At 62.4% G+C, this 23,111-nt stretch carries 27 protein-coding genes; 3 read left to right on the top strand and 24 right to left on the bottom strand.

The genetic code is table 11. The features are described 5' to 3' along the window. Positions 1-12 precede the first annotated feature (12 nt). From V6M90_RS01145 to V6M90_RS01055, 19 genes are all read right to left on the bottom strand, one after another. The gene (locus tag V6M90_RS01145) at positions 13-1,239 is read right to left on the bottom strand and encodes a beta-ketoacyl-ACP synthase (RefSeq protein WP_141063065.1); all 1,227 of its coding nucleotides are present in this window, start codon (positions 1,237-1,239) and stop codon (positions 13-15) included. Further along, positions 1,239-1,967 carry a 3-ketoacyl-ACP reductase FabG2 gene (locus tag V6M90_RS01140; RefSeq protein WP_003171236.1) on the bottom strand — a complete coding sequence of 243 codons (729 nt, stop codon included), beginning with the start codon at positions 1,965-1,967 and terminating at the stop codon, positions 1,239-1,241. The genes V6M90_RS01145 and V6M90_RS01140 overlap by 1 nt, the downstream gene beginning before the upstream one ends. Then, complete coding sequence (locus tag V6M90_RS01135; RefSeq protein WP_003171237.1) at positions 1,964-2,425, bottom strand: ApeP family dehydratase; 462 nt, start codon at positions 2,423-2,425, stop codon at positions 1,964-1,966. Before V6M90_RS01135 ends, V6M90_RS01140 begins: the two co-directional genes overlap by 4 nt. Further along, on the bottom strand, positions 2,422-3,588 hold the full coding sequence (locus tag V6M90_RS01130; protein ID WP_003171238.1) for a beta-ketoacyl-[acyl-carrier-protein] synthase family protein: 1,167 nt from the start codon (positions 3,586-3,588) through the stop codon (positions 2,422-2,424). Before V6M90_RS01130 ends, V6M90_RS01135 begins: the two co-directional genes overlap by 4 nt. Further along, a complete protein-coding gene (locus tag V6M90_RS01125; RefSeq protein ID WP_003171239.1) occupies positions 3,585-4,067 on the bottom strand; it encodes a hypothetical protein in 483 nt (160 codons plus the stop codon). The genes V6M90_RS01130 and V6M90_RS01125 overlap by 4 nt, the downstream gene beginning before the upstream one ends. Continuing rightward, positions 4,064-4,798 (bottom strand): class I SAM-dependent methyltransferase, encoded by a 735-nt coding sequence (locus V6M90_RS01120; RefSeq protein ID WP_332845965.1) that lies wholly within the window; start codon positions 4,796-4,798, stop codon positions 4,064-4,066. Before V6M90_RS01120 ends, V6M90_RS01125 begins: the two co-directional genes overlap by 4 nt. Further along, positions 4,795-6,042, bottom strand: a complete 1,248-nt coding sequence (locus V6M90_RS01115; protein ID WP_078823001.1) for an NAD(P)/FAD-dependent oxidoreductase — start codon at positions 6,040-6,042, stop codon at positions 4,795-4,797. The genes V6M90_RS01120 and V6M90_RS01115 overlap by 4 nt, the downstream gene beginning before the upstream one ends. 33 nt (positions 6,043-6,075) lie before the next feature. Beyond that, on the bottom strand, positions 6,076-8,388 hold the full coding sequence (locus V6M90_RS01110; RefSeq protein WP_042944071.1) for an MMPL family transporter: 2,313 nt from the start codon (positions 8,386-8,388) through the stop codon (positions 6,076-6,078). Beyond that, on the bottom strand, positions 8,378-8,968 hold the full coding sequence (locus tag V6M90_RS01105; protein ID WP_003171243.1) for an outer membrane lipoprotein carrier protein LolA: 591 nt from the start codon (positions 8,966-8,968) through the stop codon (positions 8,378-8,380). Before V6M90_RS01105 ends, V6M90_RS01110 begins: the two co-directional genes overlap by 11 nt. Beyond that, positions 8,965-9,390 carry an acyl-CoA thioesterase gene (locus tag V6M90_RS01100; protein WP_003171244.1) on the bottom strand — a complete coding sequence of 142 codons (426 nt, stop codon included), beginning with the start codon at positions 9,388-9,390 and terminating at the stop codon, positions 8,965-8,967. Before V6M90_RS01100 ends, V6M90_RS01105 begins: the two co-directional genes overlap by 4 nt. Next, a complete protein-coding gene (locus V6M90_RS01095) occupies positions 9,383-10,924 on the bottom strand; it encodes an HAL/PAL/TAL family ammonia-lyase (RefSeq protein ID WP_332845964.1) in 1,542 nt (513 codons plus the stop codon). Before V6M90_RS01095 ends, V6M90_RS01100 begins: the two co-directional genes overlap by 8 nt. Further along, positions 10,908-11,843: an LpxL/LpxP family acyltransferase gene (locus tag V6M90_RS01090; RefSeq protein WP_305428302.1), complete on the bottom strand. Its 936-nt coding sequence runs from the start codon at positions 11,841-11,843 to the stop codon at positions 10,908-10,910. The genes V6M90_RS01095 and V6M90_RS01090 overlap by 17 nt, the downstream gene beginning before the upstream one ends. After that, complete coding sequence (locus V6M90_RS01085) at positions 11,840-12,574, bottom strand: glycosyltransferase family 2 protein (protein ID WP_332845963.1); 735 nt, start codon at positions 12,572-12,574, stop codon at positions 11,840-11,842. The genes V6M90_RS01090 and V6M90_RS01085 overlap by 4 nt, the downstream gene beginning before the upstream one ends. A gap of 167 nt (positions 12,575-12,741) precedes the next feature. After that, the gene (locus V6M90_RS01080) at positions 12,742-14,412 is read right to left on the bottom strand and encodes an acyl-CoA synthetase family protein (protein ID WP_003171250.1); all 1,671 of its coding nucleotides are present in this window, start codon (positions 14,410-14,412) and stop codon (positions 12,742-12,744) included. Then, positions 14,409-14,954: a COG4648 family protein gene (locus V6M90_RS01075; RefSeq protein ID WP_003171251.1), complete on the bottom strand. Its 546-nt coding sequence runs from the start codon at positions 14,952-14,954 to the stop codon at positions 14,409-14,411. The genes V6M90_RS01080 and V6M90_RS01075 overlap by 4 nt, the downstream gene beginning before the upstream one ends. After that, positions 14,951-15,205 (bottom strand): acyl carrier protein, encoded by a 255-nt coding sequence (locus V6M90_RS01070; protein ID WP_003171252.1) that lies wholly within the window; start codon positions 15,203-15,205, stop codon positions 14,951-14,953. Before V6M90_RS01070 ends, V6M90_RS01075 begins: the two co-directional genes overlap by 4 nt. Positions 15,206-15,214: 9 nt before the next feature. After that, positions 15,215-15,490, bottom strand: a complete 276-nt coding sequence (locus V6M90_RS01065) for a phosphopantetheine-binding protein (RefSeq protein ID WP_141063061.1) — start codon at positions 15,488-15,490, stop codon at positions 15,215-15,217. Continuing rightward, the gene (locus tag V6M90_RS01060) at positions 15,468-16,280 is read right to left on the bottom strand and encodes a lysophospholipid acyltransferase family protein (protein WP_003171254.1); all 813 of its coding nucleotides are present in this window, start codon (positions 16,278-16,280) and stop codon (positions 15,468-15,470) included. Before V6M90_RS01060 ends, V6M90_RS01065 begins: the two co-directional genes overlap by 23 nt. Further along, on the bottom strand, positions 16,256-16,975 hold the full coding sequence (locus tag V6M90_RS01055) for a beta-ketoacyl synthase chain length factor (RefSeq protein WP_003171255.1): 720 nt from the start codon (positions 16,973-16,975) through the stop codon (positions 16,256-16,258). Before V6M90_RS01055 ends, V6M90_RS01060 begins: the two co-directional genes overlap by 25 nt. Positions 16,976-17,302: 327 nt before the next feature. On the opposite strand from V6M90_RS01055, the gene V6M90_RS01050 reads away from it, so the two are divergent. Continuing rightward, a complete protein-coding gene (locus V6M90_RS01050) occupies positions 17,303-18,073 on the top strand; it encodes a ParA family protein (protein ID WP_003171256.1) in 771 nt (256 codons plus the stop codon). A gap of 353 nt (positions 18,074-18,426) precedes the next feature. Beyond that, on the top strand, positions 18,427-18,660 hold the full coding sequence (locus V6M90_RS01045; protein ID WP_332845962.1) for a DUF6124 family protein: 234 nt from the start codon (positions 18,427-18,429) through the stop codon (positions 18,658-18,660). Positions 18,661-18,779: 119 nt separating this feature from the next. Here V6M90_RS01045 and trxC read toward each other — a convergent pair whose 3' ends face one another. Further along, entirely contained in the window at positions 18,780-19,214 is a 435-nt protein-coding gene (trxC, locus tag V6M90_RS01040) for a thioredoxin TrxC (protein ID WP_003171258.1), read from the bottom strand. An 81-nt stretch (positions 19,215-19,295) separates the two neighbouring features. Between trxC and V6M90_RS01035 the strand changes: the two genes are divergently transcribed. Then, positions 19,296-19,697 (top strand): helix-turn-helix domain-containing protein, encoded by a 402-nt coding sequence (locus V6M90_RS01035; protein ID WP_332845961.1) that lies wholly within the window; start codon positions 19,296-19,298, stop codon positions 19,695-19,697. Between the two features lie 86 nt (positions 19,698-19,783). Here V6M90_RS01035 and V6M90_RS01030 read toward each other — a convergent pair whose 3' ends face one another. From V6M90_RS01030 to selO, 4 genes are all read right to left on the bottom strand, one after another. After that, entirely contained in the window at positions 19,784-20,020 is a 237-nt protein-coding gene (locus tag V6M90_RS01030; protein ID WP_305428306.1) for a hypothetical protein, read from the bottom strand. Then, positions 20,017-21,180, bottom strand: a complete 1,164-nt coding sequence (locus V6M90_RS01025; protein WP_332845960.1) for an MFS transporter — start codon at positions 21,178-21,180, stop codon at positions 20,017-20,019. Before V6M90_RS01025 ends, V6M90_RS01030 begins: the two co-directional genes overlap by 4 nt. Positions 21,181-21,211: 31 nt before the next feature. Then, entirely contained in the window at positions 21,212-21,487 is a 276-nt protein-coding gene (locus V6M90_RS01020) for a hypothetical protein (protein ID WP_141063058.1), read from the bottom strand. A 123-nt stretch (positions 21,488-21,610) separates the two neighbouring features. Continuing rightward, positions 21,611-23,074: a protein adenylyltransferase SelO gene (selO, locus tag V6M90_RS01015; RefSeq protein WP_332845959.1), complete on the bottom strand. Its 1,464-nt coding sequence runs from the start codon at positions 23,072-23,074 to the stop codon at positions 21,611-21,613. Positions 23,075-23,111 lie beyond the last annotated feature (37 nt).

Genomic DNA, 23,111 nt, shown 5'->3' with positions numbered 1-23,111 from the left:
TCGATTAAAAAGTCAGGACCAGCGGCGGAAAATCAACGAGGTGTTGACGCCGCCAAAGGCAAAGTTGTTGTTCATCACGTAATCGTGGTGCATCTGGCGAAACCCACCTTGCAGGTAATCCAGCTCACCGCATTGCGGGTCGACTGAATCCAGGTTGAAGGTGTGCACGTACTGGTCGCGGTTCATCATCTCGATGCTGAACCACGACTCCAACGCCCCGCATGCGCCCAGGGTGTGGCCGAGGAAACTTTTTTGCGAGCTGATCGGCATATGGGGGCCGAACAGACTGCTGGTGGCCAGGGTTTCGGCGATGTCGCCCTGGTCGGTGGCGGTGCCGTGGCCATTCACGTAGCCGATGGCGGACGGCTCAAGCCCGGCATCTTCGAGGGCCAGCTCCATGGCGCGGCGCATGGTTTTCTGTTCCGGACGGGTGGTGTGTTGGCCATCGGCGTTGCTGCCGAAGCCGACAAGCTCTGCGTGGATATGCGCACCACGGGCCAGGGCATGCTCCAACTCTTCCAGCACCAGCATGCCGCCGCCTTCGCCGATCACCAGGCCATCGCGGCCGCTGTCGTAGGGGCGTGGGCTGGTCTGCGGTGCGTCGTTTTTCAGGCTGGTGGCGTAGAGCGCGTCGAACACCATGGCTTCGGTGGGGCACAGTTCCTCGGCGCCACCGGCGAGCATCAGCGGCAGGCGGCCGAACTTGATCGCCTCGTAGGCGTAACCGATGCCCTGGCTGCCGCTGGTGCAGGCGCTGGAGGTGGGGATCAAACGTCCGGTCAGGCCAAAAAAGATGCTGATATTCGCCGCCGTGGTGTGCGGCATCATGCGCACATACGAGTTGGCGTTGAGCCCCTCGGCCACCGAGTTGAGCAACATATTGCCGAAGGCCTTGATCTCGTCGGTGCTGCCGGTGGACGAACCACAGGCCACGCCCATGCGCCCGTCCTTGATCGACTCGTCACCGAGCAAGCCGGCGTCCTGCAACGCCCGCTCCGCCGCCCACACCGCCAGGCGCGAGACACGGCCCATGCTGCGCAGTTGCTTGCGCGTCCAGTGCGCCGGCACCACGAAATCATCGATCGGCCCGGCCAGGCGCGTGTTCAGTTCGGTAAACCGATCCCACTCGTCCATGCGCCGAATGCCGCTGCGGTTGGCGCGAAAGTTGGCCGAGATGGTGGCCCAATCGCCGCCCAGGGAGGTGATGCCGGCCATGCCGGTGACGACTACGCGCTTCATCAGCACAGGCCCCCATTCACCGCCAACACCTGGCGAGTGATATAGCCGGCTTCGGCCGACATCAGGAAATTCACCGCACCGGCGACTTCTTCCGGGGTGCCCATGCGCTGCGCCGGGATCATCTTCATCAGTTCTTCCACCGGTACGTTTTCATCCAGCATCGCGGTATCGATCAAGCCGGGTGCTACGCAGTTGACGGTGATCTTGCGCTTGCCCAGTTCGATGGCCAGGGCCTTGGCGGCGCCGATCAGGCCGGCTTTGGAGGCGCTGTAGTTGACCTGGCCACGGTTGCCGATCAGCCCGGAAACCGACGTGATGCACACGATACGCCCTGCGGCACGACGCCGAATCATCGGCATCATCACCGGGTGCAGTACGTTGTAGAAACCGTCCAGGTTGGTGCGCATCACCACGTCCCAATCGTCGTCCGACAAGGCCGGGAACGCGCCGTCGCGGGTCAGGCCGGCGTTGAGCACTACGCCGTAGTAGGCGCCATGTTGCTCCACATCAGCCTCAAGGATTTCTCTGCAAAGGGCGCGATCCGCCACGTCGAATTGCAGCACCCGCGCCTGGCGTCCCAGGGCCTCGATTTCGACCTGTACCGCGTCGGCTTCGGCGCGCCCACTGCGGCAGTGCAGCACGATGTCATGCCCGGCCTGGGCCAGGCGCAGTGCGATGGCGCGGCCGATGCCACGGCTGGAGCCGGTGACCAGTACGGATTCAGTCATGACGTTTGGTCCTTCGATTCAGCTAAATAGTTGGCCGCCTGGGGCGGTCGAAATACGTTCAAGCGCGCACTGGCCTGGATACCGCTGCCGGTGAGGTGGCATTCGAACACACCCATGCCGTTGTCGTCTTCCAGGGAGCGCAGGCCGTGGATGGTCAGCTCGGCGCCGGCGGGAAAGTGCGCCACGTTGCACTCGAACTTGCGGGTGCCCAGCAGGAAGCCCAGTGCCACGGCTTCGCCTTTGCGGCGCGCATGGCAACCGGCGTAGGCGGCGACACTTTGCGCCATCAACTCGATGCCGACCCATGCCGGCAGGCTGCCGTCGGCGGCGTTGAACAGGCCGCCGGGCTTGATGGTGGTGCGGGTGCGGATCTGCTCTTCATCGAACGACAGCACCTGGTCGATCAGGATCATGTCGCCCGCATGGGGCAGCAGTTCGGCGAGTGGCCAATCGATCATGGGGCCTCTCCGATAATCAGGCTGACATTATTGCCGCCGAAGGCAAACGAGTTGCTCATCAGGCAGGGTTTTTCCAGGGTGTCGCCCAGGCGCGCCCAGTGCAAGGCGGGCAGCGCGGGGTCGGGCTCGCCGTCCCACACGTGGGGCGGCACCCGGCCGTGGGCCAGGCTCAGCCAGCAGAACGCCGCCTCCAAGGCACCGGCCGCGCCCAGGGTATGGCCGCTCATGGGTTTGGTCGATGAGCAGGCCACGCCGTCGGGGAACAGGCTGGCGACGGCCAGGCTTTCCATGGCGTCGTTGTGCTGGGTGGCGGTACCGTGCAGGTTCAGGTAGCCGATCTGCCCAGGCACCCGGTTCGCGCAGGCCAAGGCCTTGCGCATCGCCTGCAACGCGCCCTTGCCGGTGGGCTCGGGCGCGGAAATATGGTGAGCGTCACAGCTGGCGCCACCGCCCAGCAAGGCCACGGGCGCCGGCTCGCGGCTCATCAGAAACAGGACCGCCGCTTCGCCGATATTGATGCCATCGCGGTTCGCCGAAAATGGATTGCAGCGCGTGTTAGAGACCGCATCCAGTGCGGTAAACCCGTTCAGCGTGAGCTTGCACAGGCTGTCGACGCCGCCGCAGATCACCGCGTCGCACACGCCCAGGTCGAGCAGGCGCTGGGCGCTCATCAAGGCACGGGCGCTGGAGGTGCAGGCGGTGGAGATCACATAGGCCGGACCGCTCAGTTGCAGCCAGTCGGCGAGGAAGTTCGCCGGGGCGCTGAGTTCCTGTTGCTGGTAATCGTAGCCGCCAGGGAACCGCTGTTCCCGCAGGTACTGGGCGATGCCGCGACTGGCTTCGTCGATGCCCGAGGTGCTGGTGCCCAATACGACGCCGACCCGCGAGGCACCGTAGGTGTGGATGGCCTGGCGAATCTGGCCCTCGATCTGCAGCGCAGCCTCCAGCAGCAACTGGTTATTGCGGCTGCTCTGCTGGCCAAGCTCCGGCGGGATGGTCGCCAGTTTGCCGTGCACGCCGGCCACCGGCAGTACGCGCTCCGGCACCCAGCCACTTTCGGCGCGCATGCCCGAGCAATCGCCGGCAAACAGGCTGCGGCTGACATCCGCCTGGCCACGGCCGAGTGCGCAGATCACCCCAAGGGCATTGAGGTACGCGGTCATCGGCTGGCCCCAAGCGGTGTAATGCGATAACGCAAGGGCTGCCCGGTCATGTTCACGCTGAACACTTCTGAGGATTGGTAAACGATCTGCCAATGGCCCGGCAACGTACGCGTCAGGTCCATCGCCTGGGCGCTGGGGTAAAGCGCGCGTACCTCATCCGCCGAGGTCAGGGCAAACAGCAGCGCGGCGAACAGCTCGCGTGCCTGGGGGTTGGGCGGCAGCAAACCGTCTGCTTGCCACTGGCCATCGACCAGCTTCTGCCGGGCCTGGGGGATGCCCAACGGGTCCATCATCGACCAGCGGACCGCGCCATCTTCGCGCTGGATCACCAGCAGCCAGTCCTGGCTCTGGCCGTCCGCCAGGCGCTGCACATGCAATTGCATCGGCAAGGCCAGGGCCGGTGTTCTTTGCGGCAGAGGCGGCTGGCTGGCGCAGGCGCTCAGCAGCAACAGGCAACCGAGCAGCAACCCGCGAGTCATGGTGCGGCGCTCCGCAGGGGTTTGCGCGCTACGCAGTTGACCAGGGTTTCCTCACGCTGGCCCACCGGTTTTGGCTGACGCAGGCCCCAGCGCTCGAGCAGGCCGAAATCGGTGGCGCGGCTCCACCACAGATACGGGTATGAGACGTTCTGCGCGGCGAACTCAAAGCCCTGCTCGCGAAGCATCTGCAGGTACGCTTCGGCGCTTTTCTGCACATGCATGGGGTGACGGAACAGCCAGCGAATCACCCAGGTGTCGATATAGGCTTCGGTGGACTCGGCAAACAGCAAGTAGCCGCCGGGCTTGAGCACCCGGTAGAACTCCTGCAATGCGCGGTGCTGCTCGACCAGGTGGTGGAAGGTCTGGTGACAGAACACAATGTCGACGCTGGCATCGGGCAGGTCCAAGGTGGCGCAATCGCTGCCGATCAGCTCGACGGCCAGGTGTTGGCGGGTCGCTTCCTCCCGGCTCATCTCCAGGCTGTGCGGGTCGGCGTCCACGCCGATCAGGCGCCCAGGCGCGAACACCTGCTGCAGCAGCTTGAAGGACTTGCCCTGGCCGCATCCGGCGTCCAGCAGCGCCGGCGCGTCTGGCAGGGGCTCGCTGAACAGGCTGCGCAGGTCGTTGATCGCCACGCGCAACACATGATGCTGCCAGGTGTGGCTGCGCAGGAACCAGAAGCCGAATCGGGTTTCTTCGACGTAGTTTTTACTCAGGTACCGGGACGTCATACCGGTTCACTCGCACAAATCTGCGACAACATCCGCAGCCGCCGCTTGGGCTCGCTGACGAACGGATTGCGTTCGTCCCAGGCGTAGCCGGCGAGGATCGAGCTGATCATGGTCTTGATCTCTGGCGAGCCGCCTATATGGAAAATCACGTCCTGGAAGGTGCCCGCGTACCAGCCTTCGACGTAGCAGCGGAAGGTGTCGACGCCGCGTTTCAACGGCTCGGCAAACTCGGTTTGCCAGTCCACGGTTTCGCCTTTGAGCTGACGGTCCAGCAGGCCCGCGGCCATGCTCGCCGAACGCATGGCGATGGTCACGCCGGACGAGAACACCGGGTCGAGGAATTCCGCCGCATTGCCCAGCAGCGCGAAGCCCGGGCCATGCAGGGTTTTGACGTTGGCCGAGTAGCCGCCGATGGTGCGCGCCGGGGTGTCCCACACAGCATTTTGCAGCACGCCGGCCAGGCTCGGGGTTTCGTCGATAAAACCGCGCAGGCAGGCGTCGAGGTCGGTGTCACGACCGTCGAAATGCTCCTTGGCCGCGACCACCCCCACCGAGCAGCGGCCGTTGCTGAACGGGATGGTCCAGAACCAGATATCGCGCTTCGTCGGGTGAGTGGTGACAAGAATCTTGCTGCGATCGAAGCCCGGGTGTTCGATGCGGTCTTCAATGTGGGTGAACACCGCCTGGCGTACCGGGAAGTTCGACGGCGCTTCCAGGTCCAGCAGGCGCGGCAGCACGCGGCCGTAACCGCTGGCGTCGAGCACGAACTTGGCCTTGAGGTGGTACTCGCTGCCGTTCTCACGGCGCACGTGCAGGTAGCGGGTTTCGCCCTTGAGGTCCACGCCGACGATGGTCTGGCCGTAGCGAATCTCCACGCCTTGCAGCGCGGCCTGGTCGGCCAGCAACTTGTCGAACTCACCGCGCTGCACCTGGAAGGTCGTCGGCTTGCCGTTACTGAAGGTGTCGCTGAAATCAAAGGCGTTGTAACGCTCGCCCCAGGCGAACGCCGCGCCGGTTTTTACCTGGAAGCCCGCCGCCTGCACAGCGTCGAGCATGCCCGCTTCTTCGATAAAGTCGATGCAGTGGGACAGCAGGCTTTCGCCGATCGAGAAGCGCGGGAAATGCTGGCGCTCGATGATCAATACATCATGCCCTTTACGCTTGAGCAGCGCGGCGGCGATGGCGCCGGACGGACCGGCACCGATCACCACGACCTGGCGGCGTTCCATTTCAACTATGGGCACGAGGGCTCCTTGCCGCATGGGCGATAATCAGATTCATAAGGCGTGTTTGCGATGACCGGCCCAGGGCGCCAGCATAAAGCTGAACGCCAGGCCCAGGCTCACCGATAAACCGAAGTTACTCACCGCCGGGGTAGTGGACACCGCCAGCAGGCCGAACGACAACCACGTCGTCAGCGCCGCCAGCAGCGTCCCCAACAGGCTGACAGCAGCGCCGCCAATCTGTTCACGCATCAGGATCGCGTAGTCGACGCTGATCGCCGTGACCAGCAGTAAACCGAACAGGCTGAACAACGTCAGCGGCTGGCCCAGCCAACCCAGGCTCGCCAGGCTGCACAGCGCGGCCAGCAAGGGCAGGGCAACGATGCGCAAGGCGCCGCTGAAGCCAAACGGCAGAATCAACAGCAGCACGATCAACCCACACGACATCAGTTTCAATTCGGCGGCGCTGATCTGCGTGGCGGCGAAGACGCGGTTCAAATCACCGAGGCGATCGACCAACTGCACGCCGGGCAAGTCCACCGCCTGCACGCGCAGCAGCGCCGGGTTGTTCAAACCTTGCAGGCTGACCATTGCCGCCACGCCGCCGTCCACCGGGCCGAGCCACAGCGTGCGCCAGGGTTCGGCCAACGGACCTGCCAGCGCGGCGTCGATGTCTTCGGTGGGCAACGCTTGCAGATGTGCGACTTCGGCTTGCAGGGCGCTGGCCGGTACGCCGAGGTCCAGCAACGGCTGCCAATGCGGCGCGAGTGTGTTCAGGGCATCGCGCAGCTGTTGCTGCTCGGCCGGCAGGTTGACCAGTTGAGTGAGCGCCAGGTAACCCTGGAGCTTATCCATGTTCACCAATTGATCCAGGCGCTGGCCCAAGGCACGTTGGCGCTCCAGCAACTGTTGCGGGTTCTCGGCGCGCACCAGGAAGAACTGGCTGGTGGGCTGGAACCCGGTAATGCGCGCCACGGCCTGGGCTTCTTGCAGCAATTGCGGCGGTGCGCCGATCCACTGGCGGATATCGTTTTTGCTGTTCAACTGCCACAGGCCACCGGCGCAGAACAGCAGCACCAGCGCCAGCAACACCGGGCTGGGGACGCGCTTGAGTAAGGCCTCACGCAGCAACCACAGGCATTCGGCGATACGCAACGGCCATTGTGCCGGGCGCAGTTCGACACCCTTGAGCAGCGCCGGCAACAGGCACACGGCGCACAGGTAGGCACCGGCCAGGCCGGCGGCGGAGAACACGGCGATTTGTGTCAGCGCCGGGAACGGCGTCCAGGCCAGCGCCAGGTAACCGATGCAACTGGTGGCCAGGCTCAGGCTCAGCCCCGGCAGGGTCAGGCGCAACGCCGGCCAACTGCGCCACGGCTTGAGGCTCCAGCTTTTCGACAGGTAGTGCAGCGGGTAATCCACCGCCACGCCGATCAGGCTGGAACCCAGCACCAGGGTCATCACATGCATATGGCCGAACAGCGCCACGCAGGCCACCGCGCCAAACAGCATGCCCACCAGCACCGGCACGAAGGCCAGCAACACCCGCCAGCGGCGGAACGCCAGCAGCAGCAATACCAGGATGCCCACGGTCGCGCCGCCGCCGACCCAGGTCATTTCCCGGGTCGCCTGCCGCTGACCGTTGGCCGCGTAGAGCAAACCGCTGGCCGCCAGCAGCTGTGCGCCTTGCTGGCCGGCTTGTTCGCGACTGGCCTGAAGCAAATCCGCCACCTGCAGCGGCAGTTTCATATCGAAGGCATTGCCGGTGGTGCGCGCGCGCAACAGCACCCAGCTTTTGCCGTCGGCATCGGCGATCAATGCACCGCTGCCGATATCCAACTGCACCGCGCCGCGTTGCGGCTGGCTGTTCTGGATGCGCCCGGTCAGGCCCAGCCAGTCCTCCTGGCTCGGCACCAGGCTGAAGCCGGTGAAGGGGTCGAACAATGACTGTACGCGTTGCTGGATAAACGCGTCGGGCTGTTCGATCAGTTGCTCGCGGTCCTTGGCCGAGAGCATTGCCAGGCGGCCGCGCAGCAATTGTTCGCGCAGTGCCGGCAGGTCGGCCTGCAGGTTCCACTGCACCTTTTCAAACACGCCACTGGCCTGCCAGCGCTCACCCAGTTGTTGCGCCACGGCCACCGCTTGCTGGCGGTCGGTGTGCCCCACCAGCACCAGCATCTCGCGGTTGAGCGGCTCCTGCATGCGCTGTTCGGCCAGCAGCTCCAGGGCATCCGGCGTGCTGCCCGGCACCAGCTCCATCAGGTTGGCCGACAGCGGCGCGCCATGGCGCCATTGCCAGCCGGCCAGGGCCAGCACCGCCACCAGCAGGATCAGGAACAGGCGCGGCAACAAGCGCTCACTGGGCAAAGTCGTGTTGCTCCGCTTCACTTAACGGTTGCTCGGCGGTGCTGTCCTGCATGCGCAACAGGGTGCTGTCGCCCTGGGTTTCCAGCAGTTCGATACTGTGCACCAGCGCGCCACCGTCGATATTGATCTGGTTGAACACCTGTTTGAGCAACATCGAACGCGGGATCAGCGTGAGCTTCCACTGCGTGGCCTCGCCCTGCAGTTGCAGTTCGAAGTCACGCTGCAAGCCGCTGCTGTCGCCCTGCAGCACGGCGAGGAACAAACGATTCTGCTCGGCCCCGGCGCTCTTGTTCGGCAGCAGTTGCCAGCCGTTGGCGTCACGGCGGGCGATACCCTGGGCGCTGATGCGGTAGTCCTGTTGCAACGGGGTCTTGAGCAACCACAGCAGGCCGTGGTCCTTGGCGAGGACAAAGGTGCCCTTGCTGACCAGCGGCTGCGGTAGCGCGCGCAGGTGTTTTTCCTGGGTGAAGCTGCCGTGGATGACGCTGGGTTTGGCTAACTGGTCGCTCAGTTGTTGCAGGTCGAAGGCCTGGGCTTGAAGTGACAGCAGCAGTGCGCCGAGGAAGGTGATCAGTTTCATGACAAGGCCCTTTCGACGGCATCGATGAACACTTTGGGCGAGGCCAACTGCATCTCGCGGCTGGCGATCTCGACCGCCACTTGCACGGTGCTGGCGCGTGTCAAGCGTTCGCCGCTGGCCAGGTCCGTAATCAGGTAGTTGACCTTCAAGCGGTTCTCCCACTCCACCAGACTGGCGCGCACGTTGATCGTCTGGCCGAAGGTGGCGCCGCGCACGTAGCGCAGTTGCATGTCGATCACCGGCCAGGCGTAGCCGGCTTCGAGCATCGCCGTGTAGTTGTGGCCGATCTTGTCCAGCAGCGCGCAGCGCGCCACTTCCAGGTATTTCACGTAATGCCCGTGCCACACCACGTTCATGGTGTCGATATCAAAAAACGGCACGAGGATTTCGGTGTCGCTGTGCAATACGCCTTGGCTACGCATGCAGCCTCCAGTGTTGGTCGGCGATGCGTTGCAGGCACAGGCGCAGTTCGCCTTCCAGGGCGCGGTCTTCGATCACCGGTGGGAAATCCTTGGCCAGTGCTGCGTGCATTGCGGCCAGTGCGGGCGGTAACGGGCGCGGGTCCTCGGCCTGGGCGCGTAGCCACACACCCTGGTTGGCGGCGAGCAAGGTGGCGGCGGCGACCTGCTCGGTCAACTCCAGCACGCGGATCGCATCGCGGGCGGCGATGGTGCCCATGCTGACTTTGTCCTGGTTATGGCACTCGGTGGAGCGCGAGAACACGCTGGCCGGCATGGTGTTTTTAAGGGCTTCGGCAGTCCAGGCACTGGTGCCGATCTGCACGGCCTTGAAGCCGTGGTTGATCATTGCGCGGTCGGCCGGGGCGCCCGACAGGTTGCTCGGCAGGCCGTGGTTGTAGCGCACGTCCACCAGCAGCGCGAGCTGGCGATCCAGCAGGTCGGCGACGTTCGCCACCAGGGTCTTGAGGCTGTCCATGGCAAAGGCGATATGCCCACCGTAGAAGTGCCCGCCGTGCAGCACGCGCTCTTCTTCAGCGTCGATGATCGGGTTGTCGTTGGCGCTGTTCAATTCGATCTCAATGAAGGACCGCAGCCAGTTCAGGCTGTCAGCCAGCACACCGAGCACGTGGGGCGCGCAGCGCAGCGAGTAGCGGTCCTGCAAGCGGTGCAGCGGCGCGGTGGGCGCGTCGATGGCCAGGTCCTGGCGCAGCCACGCGGCGACTTGCATCTGCCCCGGGTGCGGCTTGGCGGCGAACAGGCGTTCGTCGAAATGTTCCGGGTTGCCTTGCAGCGCCACCACGTTGAGCGCGGTGATGCGTGTGGCCAGTTGCAGCAGGTAATCGGCGCGGGCGAAGGCCAGGCAGGCGAGGCCGGTCATTACGGCGGTGCCATTCATCAGCGCGAGGGCTTCCTTGGGGCGCAATACCAGCGGCGTCCAGCCGAGTTCACGGTGCACATCCGCGGCCTGGCGGCGCTCGCCACGGAACATCACTTCGCGCTCGCCGGACAGTGTCGCGGCCACGTAGGACAGCGGCGTCAAATCACCGCTGGCACCCACCGAGCCCTCTTCCGGGATCAGCGGCAGTACATCATGCTCAAGGAAGGCATGCAGACGCTCCAGCAGTTCCACGCGCACCCCGGACACGCCGTGGCACAGCGACTGCAACCGCGCGGCGAGCACGGCGCGGGTGGCTTGGGCATCGAGCAGCTTGCCCAACCCGCAGCCGTGGAAGGTGTACAGGTGACGCGGCAACGCTTCGACGTGCTGCAACGGCACCGCCACCACGCACGAGTCGCCGTAGCCGGTGGTCACGCCGTAGATCACGCCTTCCTTGTCCAGCAGTGAGTCGAGGAACTGCGCGCCCTTGGCAATGCGCTGGCGATACGCGGCATCGCCCTGCAACTGCGTGGGCGCCTGACGGTTGGCCAGGGCCAGCACGTCTTCGATGCGCAGAGGGCGTTCGCCAAAGGTTACCGGCTCAAGATGCGTCGTCATCGGTCTTCCAGAAAGGGTAAAAGTTGAACCATTGTTGAGGCGCTTGCAGGCAGAACTGGCCCAGGCGAGCGGCGTAGCGCGCGGTCCACTGAGCGATCACCTGTTCGCGGGTGCTGCGCTTCCATTCGATCGATTCGGCAAACGGCTCGATGGTCAGGTGATAACGGCCCTGCCGCTTGAGGCACATCAGCAGGTTCACCGGGCATTTGAGCAGGCCGGCGAGCAGCCACGGCCCTTGGGGGAACGCCGCAGCATGCCCGAGGAAATCCACGCGCACCGTGCGACCGCCATGCAGCGGCACGCGGTCACCGGCAATCGCCAGCCATTCGCCGTCGTCCAGGCGCTGGCTGAGCAGCAGCATGGTGGCCGGGTCCAGCTCGCTGACCTGGATCAGGCGTAAATGGGTCGCGCCGGCTTCACCGAGCAAGCGGTTGAACCGTTCGGCATGCTTGGTGTGCACCAACACATTCATGGTCACTTGTTCGCCGATCTCCGCCAGCGCACGACACACTTCGAGATTGCCCAGGTGTGCGCCGACCAGCATCTGCCCGCGCCCGCCACGCAGTTGCCCGCGCAATTTGGCCGGGTCGTTGATTTCGATCTGCTCGATGCGCAGCTTGCCGTTCCATACGTCGAGCTTGTCGAGCAGGGTGTCGGCGAAGGCCATGAACTGGCCGAAGACTTTGCGCTGGTTCGGGCGCAGCTCGTCGCGCCCGCTCCACTCGGCCAGGCGCCGCTGGTAGTCCCAGGCGCTCTGGCGCGCGGCACGGCCGAACAGGAAAAAGTACAGCACGATGCCATACAGCACCGGGCTCAGCAGCCGGCGGCCGAGGACCTTGGCGGCCACGGCGGTGAGCTTCATCAGCAGGTAGCTGCCGCGTTCTTCGCGGTCGGCCCAGTGCTTGGTGCTGTCGTTCATGCCTGCCACCGTCGCCACAGGATCATCGGCGCGCGGATCAGCATGCCGAAGAACAGCCGAGTGTGCATGGCCGAGATGCGTACGTTGTCGCGCAACAGCCGGAAATGCGACAGGCCGTCGGCGGGGTAGTGCACCTGCGTCGGCAGCCAGCGCATCGGCTGATTGCGCCAGGCCAGGCGTACCAGAATGTCCGAGTCGAAGTCCATGCGCGTGCCGATGTAGGCCGAGTCCATCAGCGCCAGCACCGGCACCAGCGGGTACACGCGAAAGCCGCACATCGAGTCGCGGATCTGCAGCGAAAGCGTGTTGATCCACACCCACACGTGGGTCAGGTAGCGCGCGTACAGGCGGCCTTTGGGCACGCTGTCGTCGTATTCGGGATAGCCGCAGATGATCGCGTCGGCGTGTCGGCGCGAGGTGTCGATAAAGGTCTCGACTTCGCGCAGGTCATGCTGGCCGTCGGCGTCCACTTGCAAGGCGTGGCTGTAGCCCAGGCGCGCCGCTTCGCGAAAACCGGCCATTACGGCGGCGCCCTTGCCTTGGTTGTGGGGCAGGGTCAGCAGGGTGACGTTATCCAGGGTTGCCAGTTGCGCCAACACCGCCGCGCACGCCGGGCTGCTGCCGTCGTCCACCAGCAGGCACGGCAAGCCACTGGTCAACAGGCTGCTGACCACGGCGGGCACGGAGGCCTCGTGGTTGTAGACCGGGATCAGGGCGCAGGGGTTATGCATGATGGACCTTCTCAAGATTACCGCTCACCTTGTGGCGAGGCAGCTTGCTCCCGCCGGGCTGCGCAGCAGCCCCCATGCAGGCGACCGAAATACTCTTGGGAAGATGCAGTGCCTGGGTTGGGAGTGCTGCGCACTCCAGCGGGAGCAAGCTCCCTCGCCACAAGAGCTTATGCATGCGCGGTCACCAATTGGATCCGGCCACTGGAGCAGGCGGCAACGCCGTTGCGGTAGGCGAAATACAACTTGCCGCGTTCGCGGTCGAAGCGCAGGTGCAGTTCAACGGTGTCGCCGGGGCGCACCAGTTGCTGGAACTTGAGCACTTCCATGCCGGCAAAGGTCGTGGGCAGATCAAGCAGTTGCTGGCCCAGGTTGAACGCCCATTCCACCTGCACCACGCCCGGCAGCACCGGGGTGACCGGGAAGTGCCCGCTGAAGTAGGCCAGGTCCGGCGGAACGCTGAGTTGCAAGGTCCATTCGCCATCGGTTTCGGCCTGCTCCAGCACTTCCGGCGCCTTGGGCCGTGGTGCCAGCAACAGGGCTTCGATATCGGCCTGGGGCAGTTTGCCCTGGGCATTCAGCGGCAGTTGGCGCAGCAGACGCCAGCGACGCGGCAGCGCCAGGGCTTCGCAATGTTGGCTCAGGTGCTGGCGCAGGGACTGGGTGAGGCTGCGCCGGCCCTGGTTGCGCAGCGCATGCAGGCCTGCGGCGCTCAATACCACCAGCGCACCGAGGGAGGCGCGGTTTTCCTGCACCACGCCCAGGCGCGTTTCAGCGACCCACGGGTGAGTCATCAGCGCCTGTTCGAGCATGGGCAGGGAGATGCGTTTTTCTTCCAGCTTGACGATGCGATCCAGGCGGCCGAGCAGTTCGAAGCGGCCATCGGCATGGATGCGCGCCGCATCGGCGGTGTGCTCGATATGCCCGGCGGGCAGGTAGGGCGAAGCGATGCGCAGGGCGCCGTCGGCATCCTGGCTCAGTTGCACATCGGCAAACGGCTGCCAGGGTTGCGCGCCTTGGCGCCAGGCGATACCGCCAGTTTCCGAGCTGCCGAGGATTTCCGTCGGCCATTGGTGCAAGCGATCATACAAGCTGCCGGCCGCTTCGATCGGCAGCGCGCCACCGGAGGAAAACACCCGTGACACCTGGCTCAGCGCGGGCCAGTCGAGGTTGTCGCCCATGCGCTTGAGCAGCGCCGGGCTCGCCACCCAGGCGAACTGCGCGTGCTCGCGGCTGGCGCGTTGCAAATCTTCGGGGAAGGCCAGTTGCTTGCGCACGAAGGTGCGCCCGGCACATAGCGGCCACAGCACGCGGAACAGCAGACCATAGATATGCTGGGTGGCGACACTGCCGATGATGCACGCATCCTTGAGGTCGGCGCCCCACAGCGTCTCAAGGGCTTGAACTTCGTTGGCCAACTGGCGCAGGGTCTTGTCGATGCGCTTGGGTTCGCCGCTGGAGCCGGACGTACACAGGCTTAGTTGGCAAGTGTCGAGGTCGAGCGCGGCCGGGCTCAAGGGGGCTTGATACAACACCTCCAGGTCTGCCGTTTCCGTCAACCAGGCGTCGACGGCATCGGCCCAGCGTTGGCGGGTTTGCGCTTGCAAATCGGCGGGCAGCAGCACGCTGACCCCGGCCCGCCAGGCCCCCAGCAGGGCGATCGCCAGGCTGCCGGCATCTTCCAGGTACACCGCCAGGCGCTGAATGCCGCGCGCTTGCAGGCCGGCCGCCAGGCTCAGGGAATATTCCCACAGCTGGGCGTGATTCATCGCAGGCTCGGTCGTGACCCTGCGTTGTTGCAGCGGCTCAAGCAGCAGGTGCTCAAGTTTCAACCCATTCATACGCGGCCTCGAACCCTTTGTCGTACCAGCCATTCCACGGCAAACAACAGCCCCATCAGCCCGTAGGCGATCAGGCCGTTGTACAACGTCCACCAGCTCAGCGGCGCCCACAGGGTCAGGGCGGCGGCGAGCAGGCCATTACACAGAAAAAATACGCTCCACACCACGGTGACCCGGCGCGTATACACCACCGCATTCGCAGGCAGGTTCGGTTCAGTCATGCGGGCCAGGCGTTCGACCATCGGCGGGCCGTATTTCAGGCTCAGCCCAAACAGCGCCAACATGAACGCACTGACCAGGCTCGGGTACCAGCGCAGCAGATGCGGGTTATCGAACCAGGCCAGCAACAGGCAGAACACGATCACCGCCAACGCCATCCAGCGGCTGCCGGGGCGGCGTGCGCCGGTGAAGGCGCGCAACAGCCACAGGCTGCCCAGCAACAGGCCGAATTGCCATGGCGCAAAGTGTTCGGTGCCGTAATACACCGCAAAGGGGTACAACAGCCCCGCCAACAACAGGCCAAGGCCGATCAGCCGGCTCATGCGGCGGGCTGGACCAGACGGTACACCGCCTCAACCACGTCGTTCACAGTGCGCACCGCCTTGAACTCTTCGGCGGCGATTTTCTTGCCGGTCTGGCGCTTGATATGGTCGATCAGGTCCACGGCATCGATGCTGTCGATTTCCAGGTCCTGGTACAGGTTGGCGTCAAGGGTGACGCGCTCCTGGGGCAGTTCAAACAGTTCCACCAAGGCATCGCGCAGGGTGTTGAAAATATCGTCACGAGTTTGCATGGTCCGGTCTCAAGCTGCCTGTCTGGCCGTGACGAACGCCGCAAGGCTGGCCACGTTGGTGAAGTGATTGCGTGTGTCCTTGGCGTCGGCATCGATCTTGATGCCGTACGTTTTCTGGATTGCCAGGCCCAGTTCCAGGGCGTCTACCGAATCCAGGCCCAGGCCTTCGCCGAACAGGGTTTGGTCGCTGCCGATGTCGTCGGGGCTGATGTCCTCCAGGCCCAGGGCCTCGATGATCAGCATCTTTATGTTGTGCTCAAGGTCAAGGCTGTGTTGGTCGCTCATCTTCGGCGAGCTCCTTAATAAAATAGTCATGCAGGTAATCGTTGAGCTTGCGTGAGGCCTGGGGCGCGGGCCCCAGTGTTGCGAACGCCTGTGGTTCTATATCGGCACCCACGCGCAAACTGAAGTGAAAACGGCGTTTGGGGATGCGATACCAGGGTTCGGCCTTGGTCAGCGTGGTGGGGCTGACCTTGATCACCACGGGGGTGATGATTGTCGCACCCCGCAGTGCAATGGCGGCGCCACCGCGATGAAAGGCAGGCGCCGCGCCGGGTGTGGTGCGAGTGCCTTCGGGGAAAATGATCAAGGTCTGGCCCGCGCGCAGGGCGTCTGCAGCGGCATCGAGCATGTCCGCGCTGCCGTCATTGCTGATGTAGCCTGCGTCGCGCACCGGGCCACGCATGAATGGGTTTTGAAACAGGCTCTGCTTGACCACGCAGTTGGTCTGGCGCATCAGGCCGATCAGGAACACGACGTCGATCAGCGATGGATGGTTGGCGATGATCATCTGGCCGGGGCGACCGAGCTTTTGCGCGCCTTCAACGCTGTAGGTCAGCACACCGGCACGAAACATCATGCGGATAAAGAACCAGAACAGTTTGCTGATGGTGTGGCGGACACGCCGTTGATGTTTTTCCGCGCTGCCCGGCAGGCAACTGAGTAATGGAAATACCAGCAAACGCAGGCACAGCCCACCGAAGCCGAACAGCGTGAAGCTGGCGGCGGTGGCGAACAGGCGCCAGTAATAGGCGTCCCGTGGTTTGTCGGTCAGGCCTTGCGTTGCCAGTTCCATACGCGGTTCTTCCAGGCATGTTGGCAGGCGCCCTGTTCGGTGAGCAGGGTGCGCAGCAGGTTCAGGGCGTGGGGCCACTGGGTTCGAGTGGGTTGGACAGTGCCGGGGGTGAGTTCCAGTTGCCACTCGTCGCCTGATGTCAGCAGCAGGCCAAGGGCGTAGGGGAAGGGCACATCGACGATCCAGTTGGCATAGGCTTCGGGTGGTTGTTCTTCGGTGATCACCAGCAATACCGCGGGCGCGCCTTCGTTGAGCAGCGCCGCGGCCTCAAGCACGCCGTGTTCCAGGCCGTCGCCGGCGGCGGCGAGGGCAGTCATTTCGCTGGTTTCATTGCGCAGGATCGACCACAGGCCAATCACCGCGTTGTGCACCGACAGGCTGAACTGGGTCGGCGACAACGGCTGGTCGTTGGCCAGATCGCTGAGGATGTCGAGGGTGCGCGGGGTTTCGCCATGCCGGGAAATAAACACCAGCGGCAGATCCGCCAAGCCCTCGGCCAGCGGCCAGCCCACGCTGAAGGCCATGCGCGCCAGACGGCTCAGGCGGCGGCGCTGCATGGCTGGCAAGAACGACACGTCGGGCGAGGCTTCGCTGGCGGGCAGCGACACCGGGGCCTGGCACCAGGCGTGCCAGTCGTCCGCACTCTCCAGGCCAGGGGCCCAGGCGCGCCATTGGGCGATGTTGAAGTTGATCACTGAGAAGTTATCCCGCCCCTGCGGGCTTCCATGTGCAGCGTTTGGCCCCGAATACCGGGACAGGGAGCAATCGCCGAATGGCGCGCATTATCCCGGTGCCGTGGGGTTCTAGCAAACTTTGGTAAATAATTGTTCACGGCTGATTACAAAATAGTGGGAGGAATTTACAGATTGTCCTTTACCCAAGGTCGGGTTGGATTGTCGGACCGTTCCTGTTCACCTGTACGTGACCTGACTTTATTGCAGCGATGCATCGATGAACGAGGTAGCTAACAGGCGCTTTTGCCCTCTACACTCGGACAATTATTGATACACGGAGGTTTTTCCATGCGGCGTGTGGTGTTCAATCAGAAAGGCGGCGTGGGCAAGTCCAGCATCGCCTGCAACCTGGCGGCGGTCAGCGCCAGCGAAGGCTATCGAACCCTGTTGGTGGACCTCGATGCACAAGCCAATTCTACCCAGTACCTCACCGGGTTGACCGGCGACGACATCCCCATGGGGATCGCGGATTTTTTCAAGCAAACCCTGTCTTCCGGGCCGTTTTCGAAGAAGAACAAGGTGGATATCTACGAAACGCCGTTCGATAACCTGCATGTGATTACCGCCACGGCGGAATTGGCTGACCTGCAACCCAAGCTTGAGGCCAAGCACAAGATCAACAAGCTGCGAAAGCTGCTCGATGAGCTGGGCGAGGATTACGACCGAATCTATCTGGACACGCCTCCAGCGTTGAATTTTTATGCGGTTTCGGCGTTGATTGCCGCTGATCGCGTGTTGATCCCCTTTGATTGCGACAGTTTCTCGCGCCAGGCGCTGTATGGCCTGCTGGCGGAAATCGAAGAGTTGAAGGACGACCATAACGAAGGCCTGGAAGTGGAAGGCATCGTGGTCAACCAGTTCCAGGCCCGTGCGAGCCTGCCGCAACAGATACTCGATGAACTGATTGCCGAAGGCCTGCCGGTGTTGCCGGTGTACCTGGCCAGTTCGGTGCGCATGCGCGAGTCGCACCAGGAGAGCAAGCCGCTGATCCACCTGGACCCACGGCATAAGCTGACGCAGCAGTTTGTGGAGTTGCATAACCTGCTGGAAAACGGCTGATTTGGCCGACGACACAAAAACCTGTGGGAGGGGAGATGGATTTGTCCCACAGAAGCTGTAGGAAGGGTCTGGCAATAGACCCTGTGCCTTGTCTCAATGCCTACAGCTAAGCCAGAATCGGCCGGCTTGTGCGTCTGGATGGGCTTCTCTTAAGGTTCTCCGGTCACTGAATGTTCAGTGATCGGGTTTAGTAGCCCTTCAGACAAAGTAGGTGCACAGCTTGATGGTGGCTGTGCGCAGGGCACTTGCGGGTGCGCCGGTCTTTGCTTTGTTCTCCGGTCTACTAACCTGCGTACAGCCGCCACCCTTTGTTTAGTAGCAAAAGGTCGAGGCCCTATCAGAGAACAAAGAACATGTTTGAAGCTCATTCGAATCTTTTCACCGTTGCACCCAACCTCCCCACCGAAACCCTCATCCTCAACAGCTACGAAACCTTCTCTTCCGTGAGAACCCTATTGCTCAACCTGTCCAACGACCTCAGCGGCGAACACCGCGATGTGGCCTTGGCCATCCACCAATTGAGTGAGCTGGGCATCATGCTCGTCGGCCAGATGATGGACCGCGAAACGCCGCTATCCCCACGGTAAAACGCGGTCAAAATGTGGGAGGGAGCTTGCTCCCGATGGCAGAGTGTCAGGCACTTATGTGTCACTGATACACCTATGCCGGGAGCAAGCCCCCTCCAGCACTGTTCTCAGGGTCCGGGTTACACGCCCTGGCTACGCAACCAACTCATCAACTGCGGCAACGGAAACGCCCCGCTCTGGCGCGCCACTTCGCGGCCATTCTTGAACAGAATCAAACTGGGGATCGAACGAATCCCCAATTGTCCCGACAACTGCTGGTTGGCCTCACTGTCGAGCTTGGCCAGCCGGCACTTGCCCGCAAGCTGCCCAGCCGCCTGTTCAAACACTGGGGCAAACGACTTGCACGGCCCGCACCAGTCGGCCCACACATCCACCAGCAACGGCAGGTCGCCCTTGATCTGGCTGGCGTAGTCGCCTTGTTTCAATTCAAAAGGTTTGTTCAGCAACACGGGTTGCTTGCAACGCCCGCACTTGGGCGCGTCACCCAGACGTTCGTCGGGGATGCGGTTGAGGCCGTTGCAGTGAGGGCAGGGGATTACAAGAGGTTCGGACATCCGGGGCTCCTGGGGGTGGCCAATGGATTCAATCTGGAGTCGACAACAAGATTTATCAAGATCAGATCAAAAGGATGAAGCATGAACGACGATCTAAAACTGGCTATTGAATACTGGCCCTTTGTTTCTCCGTTGTTAAGCAGGCCTCGAACTGAGCACGACTATGACGCTTTGGTCGCGGCACTCGATAAATTACTGGATATCGTGGGCGAAGACGAAGCTCACCCACTAATGGGGCTGGTGGATATTATTGGTGACTGGATTGAAGGCTACGATCATGAGCACTGGCCGATGCCGGTTGCCAGTGGTGTCGATGTGTTGCGTTCAATGATGCGAGAGCACGGTCTGACCCAGAGCGATTTGCCGGGAGTTGGTCCGCAGTCCGCTGTTTCTGAAATCCTTAGCGGTAAACGTCGACTCAACCTGCATCAGATTCACTGGCTGGCTGAGCGCTTTGGAGTGTCAGTGGAAACCTTTATCTAGATGAGGCGCCTGTGAATAAATAAACACAGGCGTCGTCCACTACCCCTGCGTTATCGATCTGTGTATTGGAAAGCACCGCCTCGTACTCAAAACCGCAACGTTGCGCCACCTTGAACGGTTTTGAAGTTATCCACAGCCGTTTGCATATTGGCGCGGGCATCTTCCAAGCGGTTGCTGCCGTTGGCCCACGCCAGAAAGTCGGTATGGGGCTGGCTGAAGTAGACGATCAGCCGGTGCATGTCAGCGGCTTTATCCAGCACCGGCGCCAGGAGGCGCAAGCGGGTGTCGCTTATTAGTTTTGTCGGGATGTCGGAACATTTCATGGTGCGGCTCCTTGCGAAGGACAATTCGATACACCGGGGTGAATAAAATTGAGCAGTAGGAGCCCCAGTGCGCATACACCCAGGACAAGCATCAATATAAAAAATAATGACGCATGCATCTGAGCGCCCAACCCTGTGGTCAATCCAGCGGTGGCGACTGTGACGCTTCCAAACACAGCCGAGGCTCCAGCTTGCTGCGAAGGTGCTACGTCTAGTGCACGGGCAATGGTTAACGGCAGCAGAATGCAAAAGGCGAAACTGGTCGACGCAGCGGCAAACAGGTACAGGCTCAAATCGTATTGAAACCATGCCGCAACCATTCCTATGGCACCTAGGCCCTGAACGAGCAAGCCCACTTTGAGACGCTGCGCCTCGGTAAAATACGCGACCGCTTTGCCTGCGGCAAAAAATGCCGAAGCAACCAGCGCTGCCCAGGCTGAAAGGATCGCCCCAATGGTCGATGTAGATAACTGAAATACACCGTCAAGGATGAATGCCTTGCTGAGGTTTAACGGGGTAAAGGCGCTTTGAATCAATATGCCCATCAGCAATGCGCTGACGAACCTCGACTGCCTCCAAAGGGCGGTAGCTGCAGTTGAGCCGAGTGGATTCCTGGGCTCTTCTGTGCGCTGGAAGAAAAGCCAGAGGCTGACAACTAGAAGCCCTCCCGCCAGCGTGCCCATTACCCCTCTCCAACCCCAGGCTGAGGCTGAAAGCATCAGTACCAGCGGACCCAACGCAGCAAGTACGCTGATGCCGACGTACAGGTAAGCCGTCGTACTTTGAAATTTCGTCTGACCCAGGTGCTGGTGAAGCCATAAGCGCGAGGCTGTAGTTGCCAGGGCGTTGGCCGCAAACATTGCAATAAGGGCGATTGAAAGCATCGAGCGGCTTGCGGTGAAAGTCGTCGCCAAGCATAAAAGCGCAACCAGTGTTGAGCCGGTGGCTAGACTGAGTGAGGCGCCTGCTCGGTTGATTAAAGGCGTTGAGAGCAACTGACTCAAGGCGAAAACAGCGAGGCAAAGAGCGAGCATGCTTTGAAAGTAAGCCGCCGACACATTCAGGTCTTGGGCTATAAACGGGGAAAGAGGGACCAAAGCATCGAATACAACAGCGCTGATCAGTGTTCTGGCCATTACTACTTTAAGGGCTGTTGTCACTGGGTGATGCTCCAATCCCTCCGTGTCATTGCTACGTGTTCACTGCGCGTAGAGTAGTGATTGGCTCGTTAGCCTCAGCTCTGGCCTGGCTGCCTTCGAGCCATAGCGTTATCACTTCCCTGTGCTGTGGGTATCGCTCGATCAAAAACAGCTCAAGTTCCTTCCAAGCGCGCTGCTCCAGCCAATGGTTGACTTGGGACAGCTCGCGATGAGGAAAGGACAGGTCCATATGTAGACGAACAGCGGAATATTTATCGGGTGTAGCGTGATCGCACACCGATTCCAGGTTCGGAACATCGACGCCCATGACGCACCTCCGTATTTCATATCTGCTTAAGGTTTGTTGCGTGGTTGCAACAAGGCGACCTTAAGGCGAAGCGATGTTCAATGATGTCAGGCGCGTCCGGTTTTTATTTCTGGATATTTCCCGTCACGACGAACAACTAATCTCCAAATGCTTGCCCCAATCCGGCGGCCGCTGTGCGTATTGCTCCATTCCCGCTTGTTCCTCAAACGGCTTGGAAAGGACCTCATGCAACCGCCGCACTTCGCTGTAATCGCCTGACTCAGCAGCGGTGATAGCGTTCTGTGCCAGGTAGTTGCGCAGGATGTACAACGGGTTGACCGCGTGCATCCGCTCACGGCGCTGCACTTCGCTGTATTCCCCGTCCCGTGCGACACGTTCCTTGTACTGCTCGGCCCAGGCATCAAACCCGGCCCTATCGACAAAGTCATCGCGCAGCCGTGCCACGGCCAACGCCGCCGATTCATCCCCCAAACGGCGGAAGAACAGCGTGTAATCCACGCCACTGTTCTGCATCAGCTTGAGCAGGCGCTCCACCAATTTCTGGTCGTCTTCTTCGGCCGTGGTCAGCCCCAGGCGGCGGCGCATCAGGTCCAGGTAGTGGGCCTGGTAGAACGGCAGGTACAGGCCAAGGGCTTCCTTCAAGGCGTCGACGCTGATAAACGGCGTGAGCGCCTGGGCCAACGCGCTGAGGTTCCATTGGCCGATGGGCACCTGGTTGCTGAAGGAGTAACGCCCCTCGTGATCCGAATGGTTGCAGATGAAGTGCGCGTCGAAATCATCCAGAAACGCATACGGCCCGTAGTCGAAGGTGATGCCGAGGATCGACATGTTGTCGGTGTTCATCACGCCATGGCAGAAACCGTAGGCCTGCCACTTGGCGATCAGTTCGGCGTTGCGCTCGACGATTTCGCGGAACATCGCCAGATACGGCTCGGGCTGTTCGCGGCATTCGGGGTAATGCAGGTTCAAGACGTGTTCGGCCAGTTCGGCCTGCTGTTCGGATTTCTTGGTGTAGTAAAAATATTCGAAATGTCCGAAGCGGATATGGCTGGGCGCCAGGCGCAACACCATCGCGCCGCGCTCCTGTTTCTCGCGCCATACCGGCGTGCTGGAGCCGATCACGCACAAGGCGCGGCTGGTGGGAATACCCAGCGCATGCAGCGCTTCGGAGGCGAGGAATTCACGAATCGAAGAGCGCAGCACCGCGCGGCCATCGCCCATCCGCGAGTACGGGGTCATCCCGGCGCCCTTGAGGTGCAGGTCCCAATGTTCGCCGGCTTCGTTATACACCTCGCCCAGCAGCAACCCACGGCCATCGCCGAGTTGCGGGGTGTAGCCGCCGAATTGATGCCCGGAATAGACCATCGCGCGCGGCTCGGCTTCGGCCCACAGTTTGTGACCGCCAAACAGCTCGGCGAATACCGGCGTTTCAGCCACCGCCGGGTCGAGGTCGAGCAGGGCCATGGCGGCCTCGCTCGCCACGACAAGGCGCGGCTCATCGAGGGGGTCGGGCAGGACGTGGGTTGAGAACGCGTCGCCCAGGCGTGCGAAGCGGTTGTCGAAGGTCAGTTCGTCGAGGGCTTTCACCGGCCATCTCCAGCAGAATGTCCGAGCATTCTGCTGG

The sequence above is a fragment of the Pseudomonas lactucae genome (assembly GCF_036688725.1).
Classification (GTDB): Bacteria; Pseudomonadota; Gammaproteobacteria; order Pseudomonadales; family Pseudomonadaceae; genus Aquipseudomonas; species Aquipseudomonas lactucae.
The sequence above is the reverse complement of the archived record's forward strand: the minus strand, read 5'-3'. Positions and strand labels throughout refer to the sequence as shown.

What these genes read in the sequence shown, in the direction of transcription:
- V6M90_RS01065 (WP_141063061.1), bottom strand. Translation starts at nt 15,490, where the DNA reads ATGAGCGACCAACACAGCCTTGACCTTGAGCACAACATAAAGATGCTG.
- V6M90_RS01145 (WP_141063065.1), bottom strand. Translation starts at nt 1,239, where the DNA reads ATGAAGCGCGTAGTCGTCACCGGCATGGCCGGCATCACCTCCCTGGGC.
- V6M90_RS01095 (WP_332845964.1), bottom strand. Translation starts at nt 10,924, where the DNA reads ATGACGACGCATCTTGAGCCGGTAACCTTTGGCGAACGCCCTCTGCGC.
- V6M90_RS01070 (WP_003171252.1), bottom strand. Translation starts at nt 15,205, where the DNA reads ATGCAAACTCGTGACGATATTTTCAACACCCTGCGCGATGCCTTGGTG.
- V6M90_RS01060 (WP_003171254.1), bottom strand. Translation starts at nt 16,280, where the DNA reads ATGGAACTGGCAACGCAAGGCCTGACCGACAAACCACGGGACGCCTAT.
- V6M90_RS01080 (WP_003171250.1), bottom strand. Translation starts at nt 14,412, where the DNA reads ATGAATGGGTTGAAACTTGAGCACCTGCTGCTTGAGCCGCTGCAACAA.
- V6M90_RS01105 (WP_003171243.1), bottom strand. Translation starts at nt 8,968, where the DNA reads ATGAAACTGATCACCTTCCTCGGCGCACTGCTGCTGTCACTTCAAGCC.
- V6M90_RS01050 (WP_003171256.1), top strand. Translation starts at nt 17,303, where the DNA reads ATGCGGCGTGTGGTGTTCAATCAGAAAGGCGGCGTGGGCAAGTCCAGC.
- V6M90_RS01125 (WP_003171239.1), bottom strand. Translation starts at nt 4,067, where the DNA reads ATGACTCGCGGGTTGCTGCTCGGTTGCCTGTTGCTGCTGAGCGCCTGC.
- V6M90_RS01030 (WP_305428306.1), bottom strand. Translation starts at nt 20,020, where the DNA reads ATGAAATGTTCCGACATCCCGACAAAACTAATAAGCGACACCCGCTTG.
- V6M90_RS01075 (WP_003171251.1), bottom strand. Translation starts at nt 14,954, where the DNA reads ATGAGCCGGCTGATCGGCCTTGGCCTGTTGTTGGCGGGGCTGTTGTAC.
- V6M90_RS01035 (WP_332845961.1), top strand. Translation starts at nt 19,296, where the DNA reads ATGAACGACGATCTAAAACTGGCTATTGAATACTGGCCCTTTGTTTCT.
- V6M90_RS01100 (WP_003171244.1), bottom strand. Translation starts at nt 9,390, where the DNA reads ATGCGTAGCCAAGGCGTATTGCACAGCGACACCGAAATCCTCGTGCCG.
- trxC (WP_003171258.1), bottom strand. Translation starts at nt 19,214, where the DNA reads ATGTCCGAACCTCTTGTAATCCCCTGCCCTCACTGCAACGGCCTCAAC.
- V6M90_RS01140 (WP_003171236.1), bottom strand. Translation starts at nt 1,967, where the DNA reads ATGACTGAATCCGTACTGGTCACCGGCTCCAGCCGTGGCATCGGCCGC.
- V6M90_RS01135 (WP_003171237.1), bottom strand. Translation starts at nt 2,425, where the DNA reads ATGATCGATTGGCCACTCGCCGAACTGCTGCCCCATGCGGGCGACATG.
- V6M90_RS01045 (WP_332845962.1), top strand. Translation starts at nt 18,427, where the DNA reads ATGTTTGAAGCTCATTCGAATCTTTTCACCGTTGCACCCAACCTCCCC.
- V6M90_RS01120 (WP_332845965.1), bottom strand. Translation starts at nt 4,798, where the DNA reads ATGACGTCCCGGTACCTGAGTAAAAACTACGTCGAAGAAACCCGATTC.
- V6M90_RS01085 (WP_332845963.1), bottom strand. Translation starts at nt 12,574, where the DNA reads ATGCATAACCCCTGCGCCCTGATCCCGGTCTACAACCACGAGGCCTCC.
- V6M90_RS01130 (WP_003171238.1), bottom strand. Translation starts at nt 3,588, where the DNA reads ATGACCGCGTACCTCAATGCCCTTGGGGTGATCTGCGCACTCGGCCGT.
- V6M90_RS01020 (WP_141063058.1), bottom strand. Translation starts at nt 21,487, where the DNA reads ATGGGCGTCGATGTTCCGAACCTGGAATCGGTGTGCGATCACGCTACA.
- V6M90_RS01090 (WP_305428302.1), bottom strand. Translation starts at nt 11,843, where the DNA reads ATGAACGACAGCACCAAGCACTGGGCCGACCGCGAAGAACGCGGCAGC.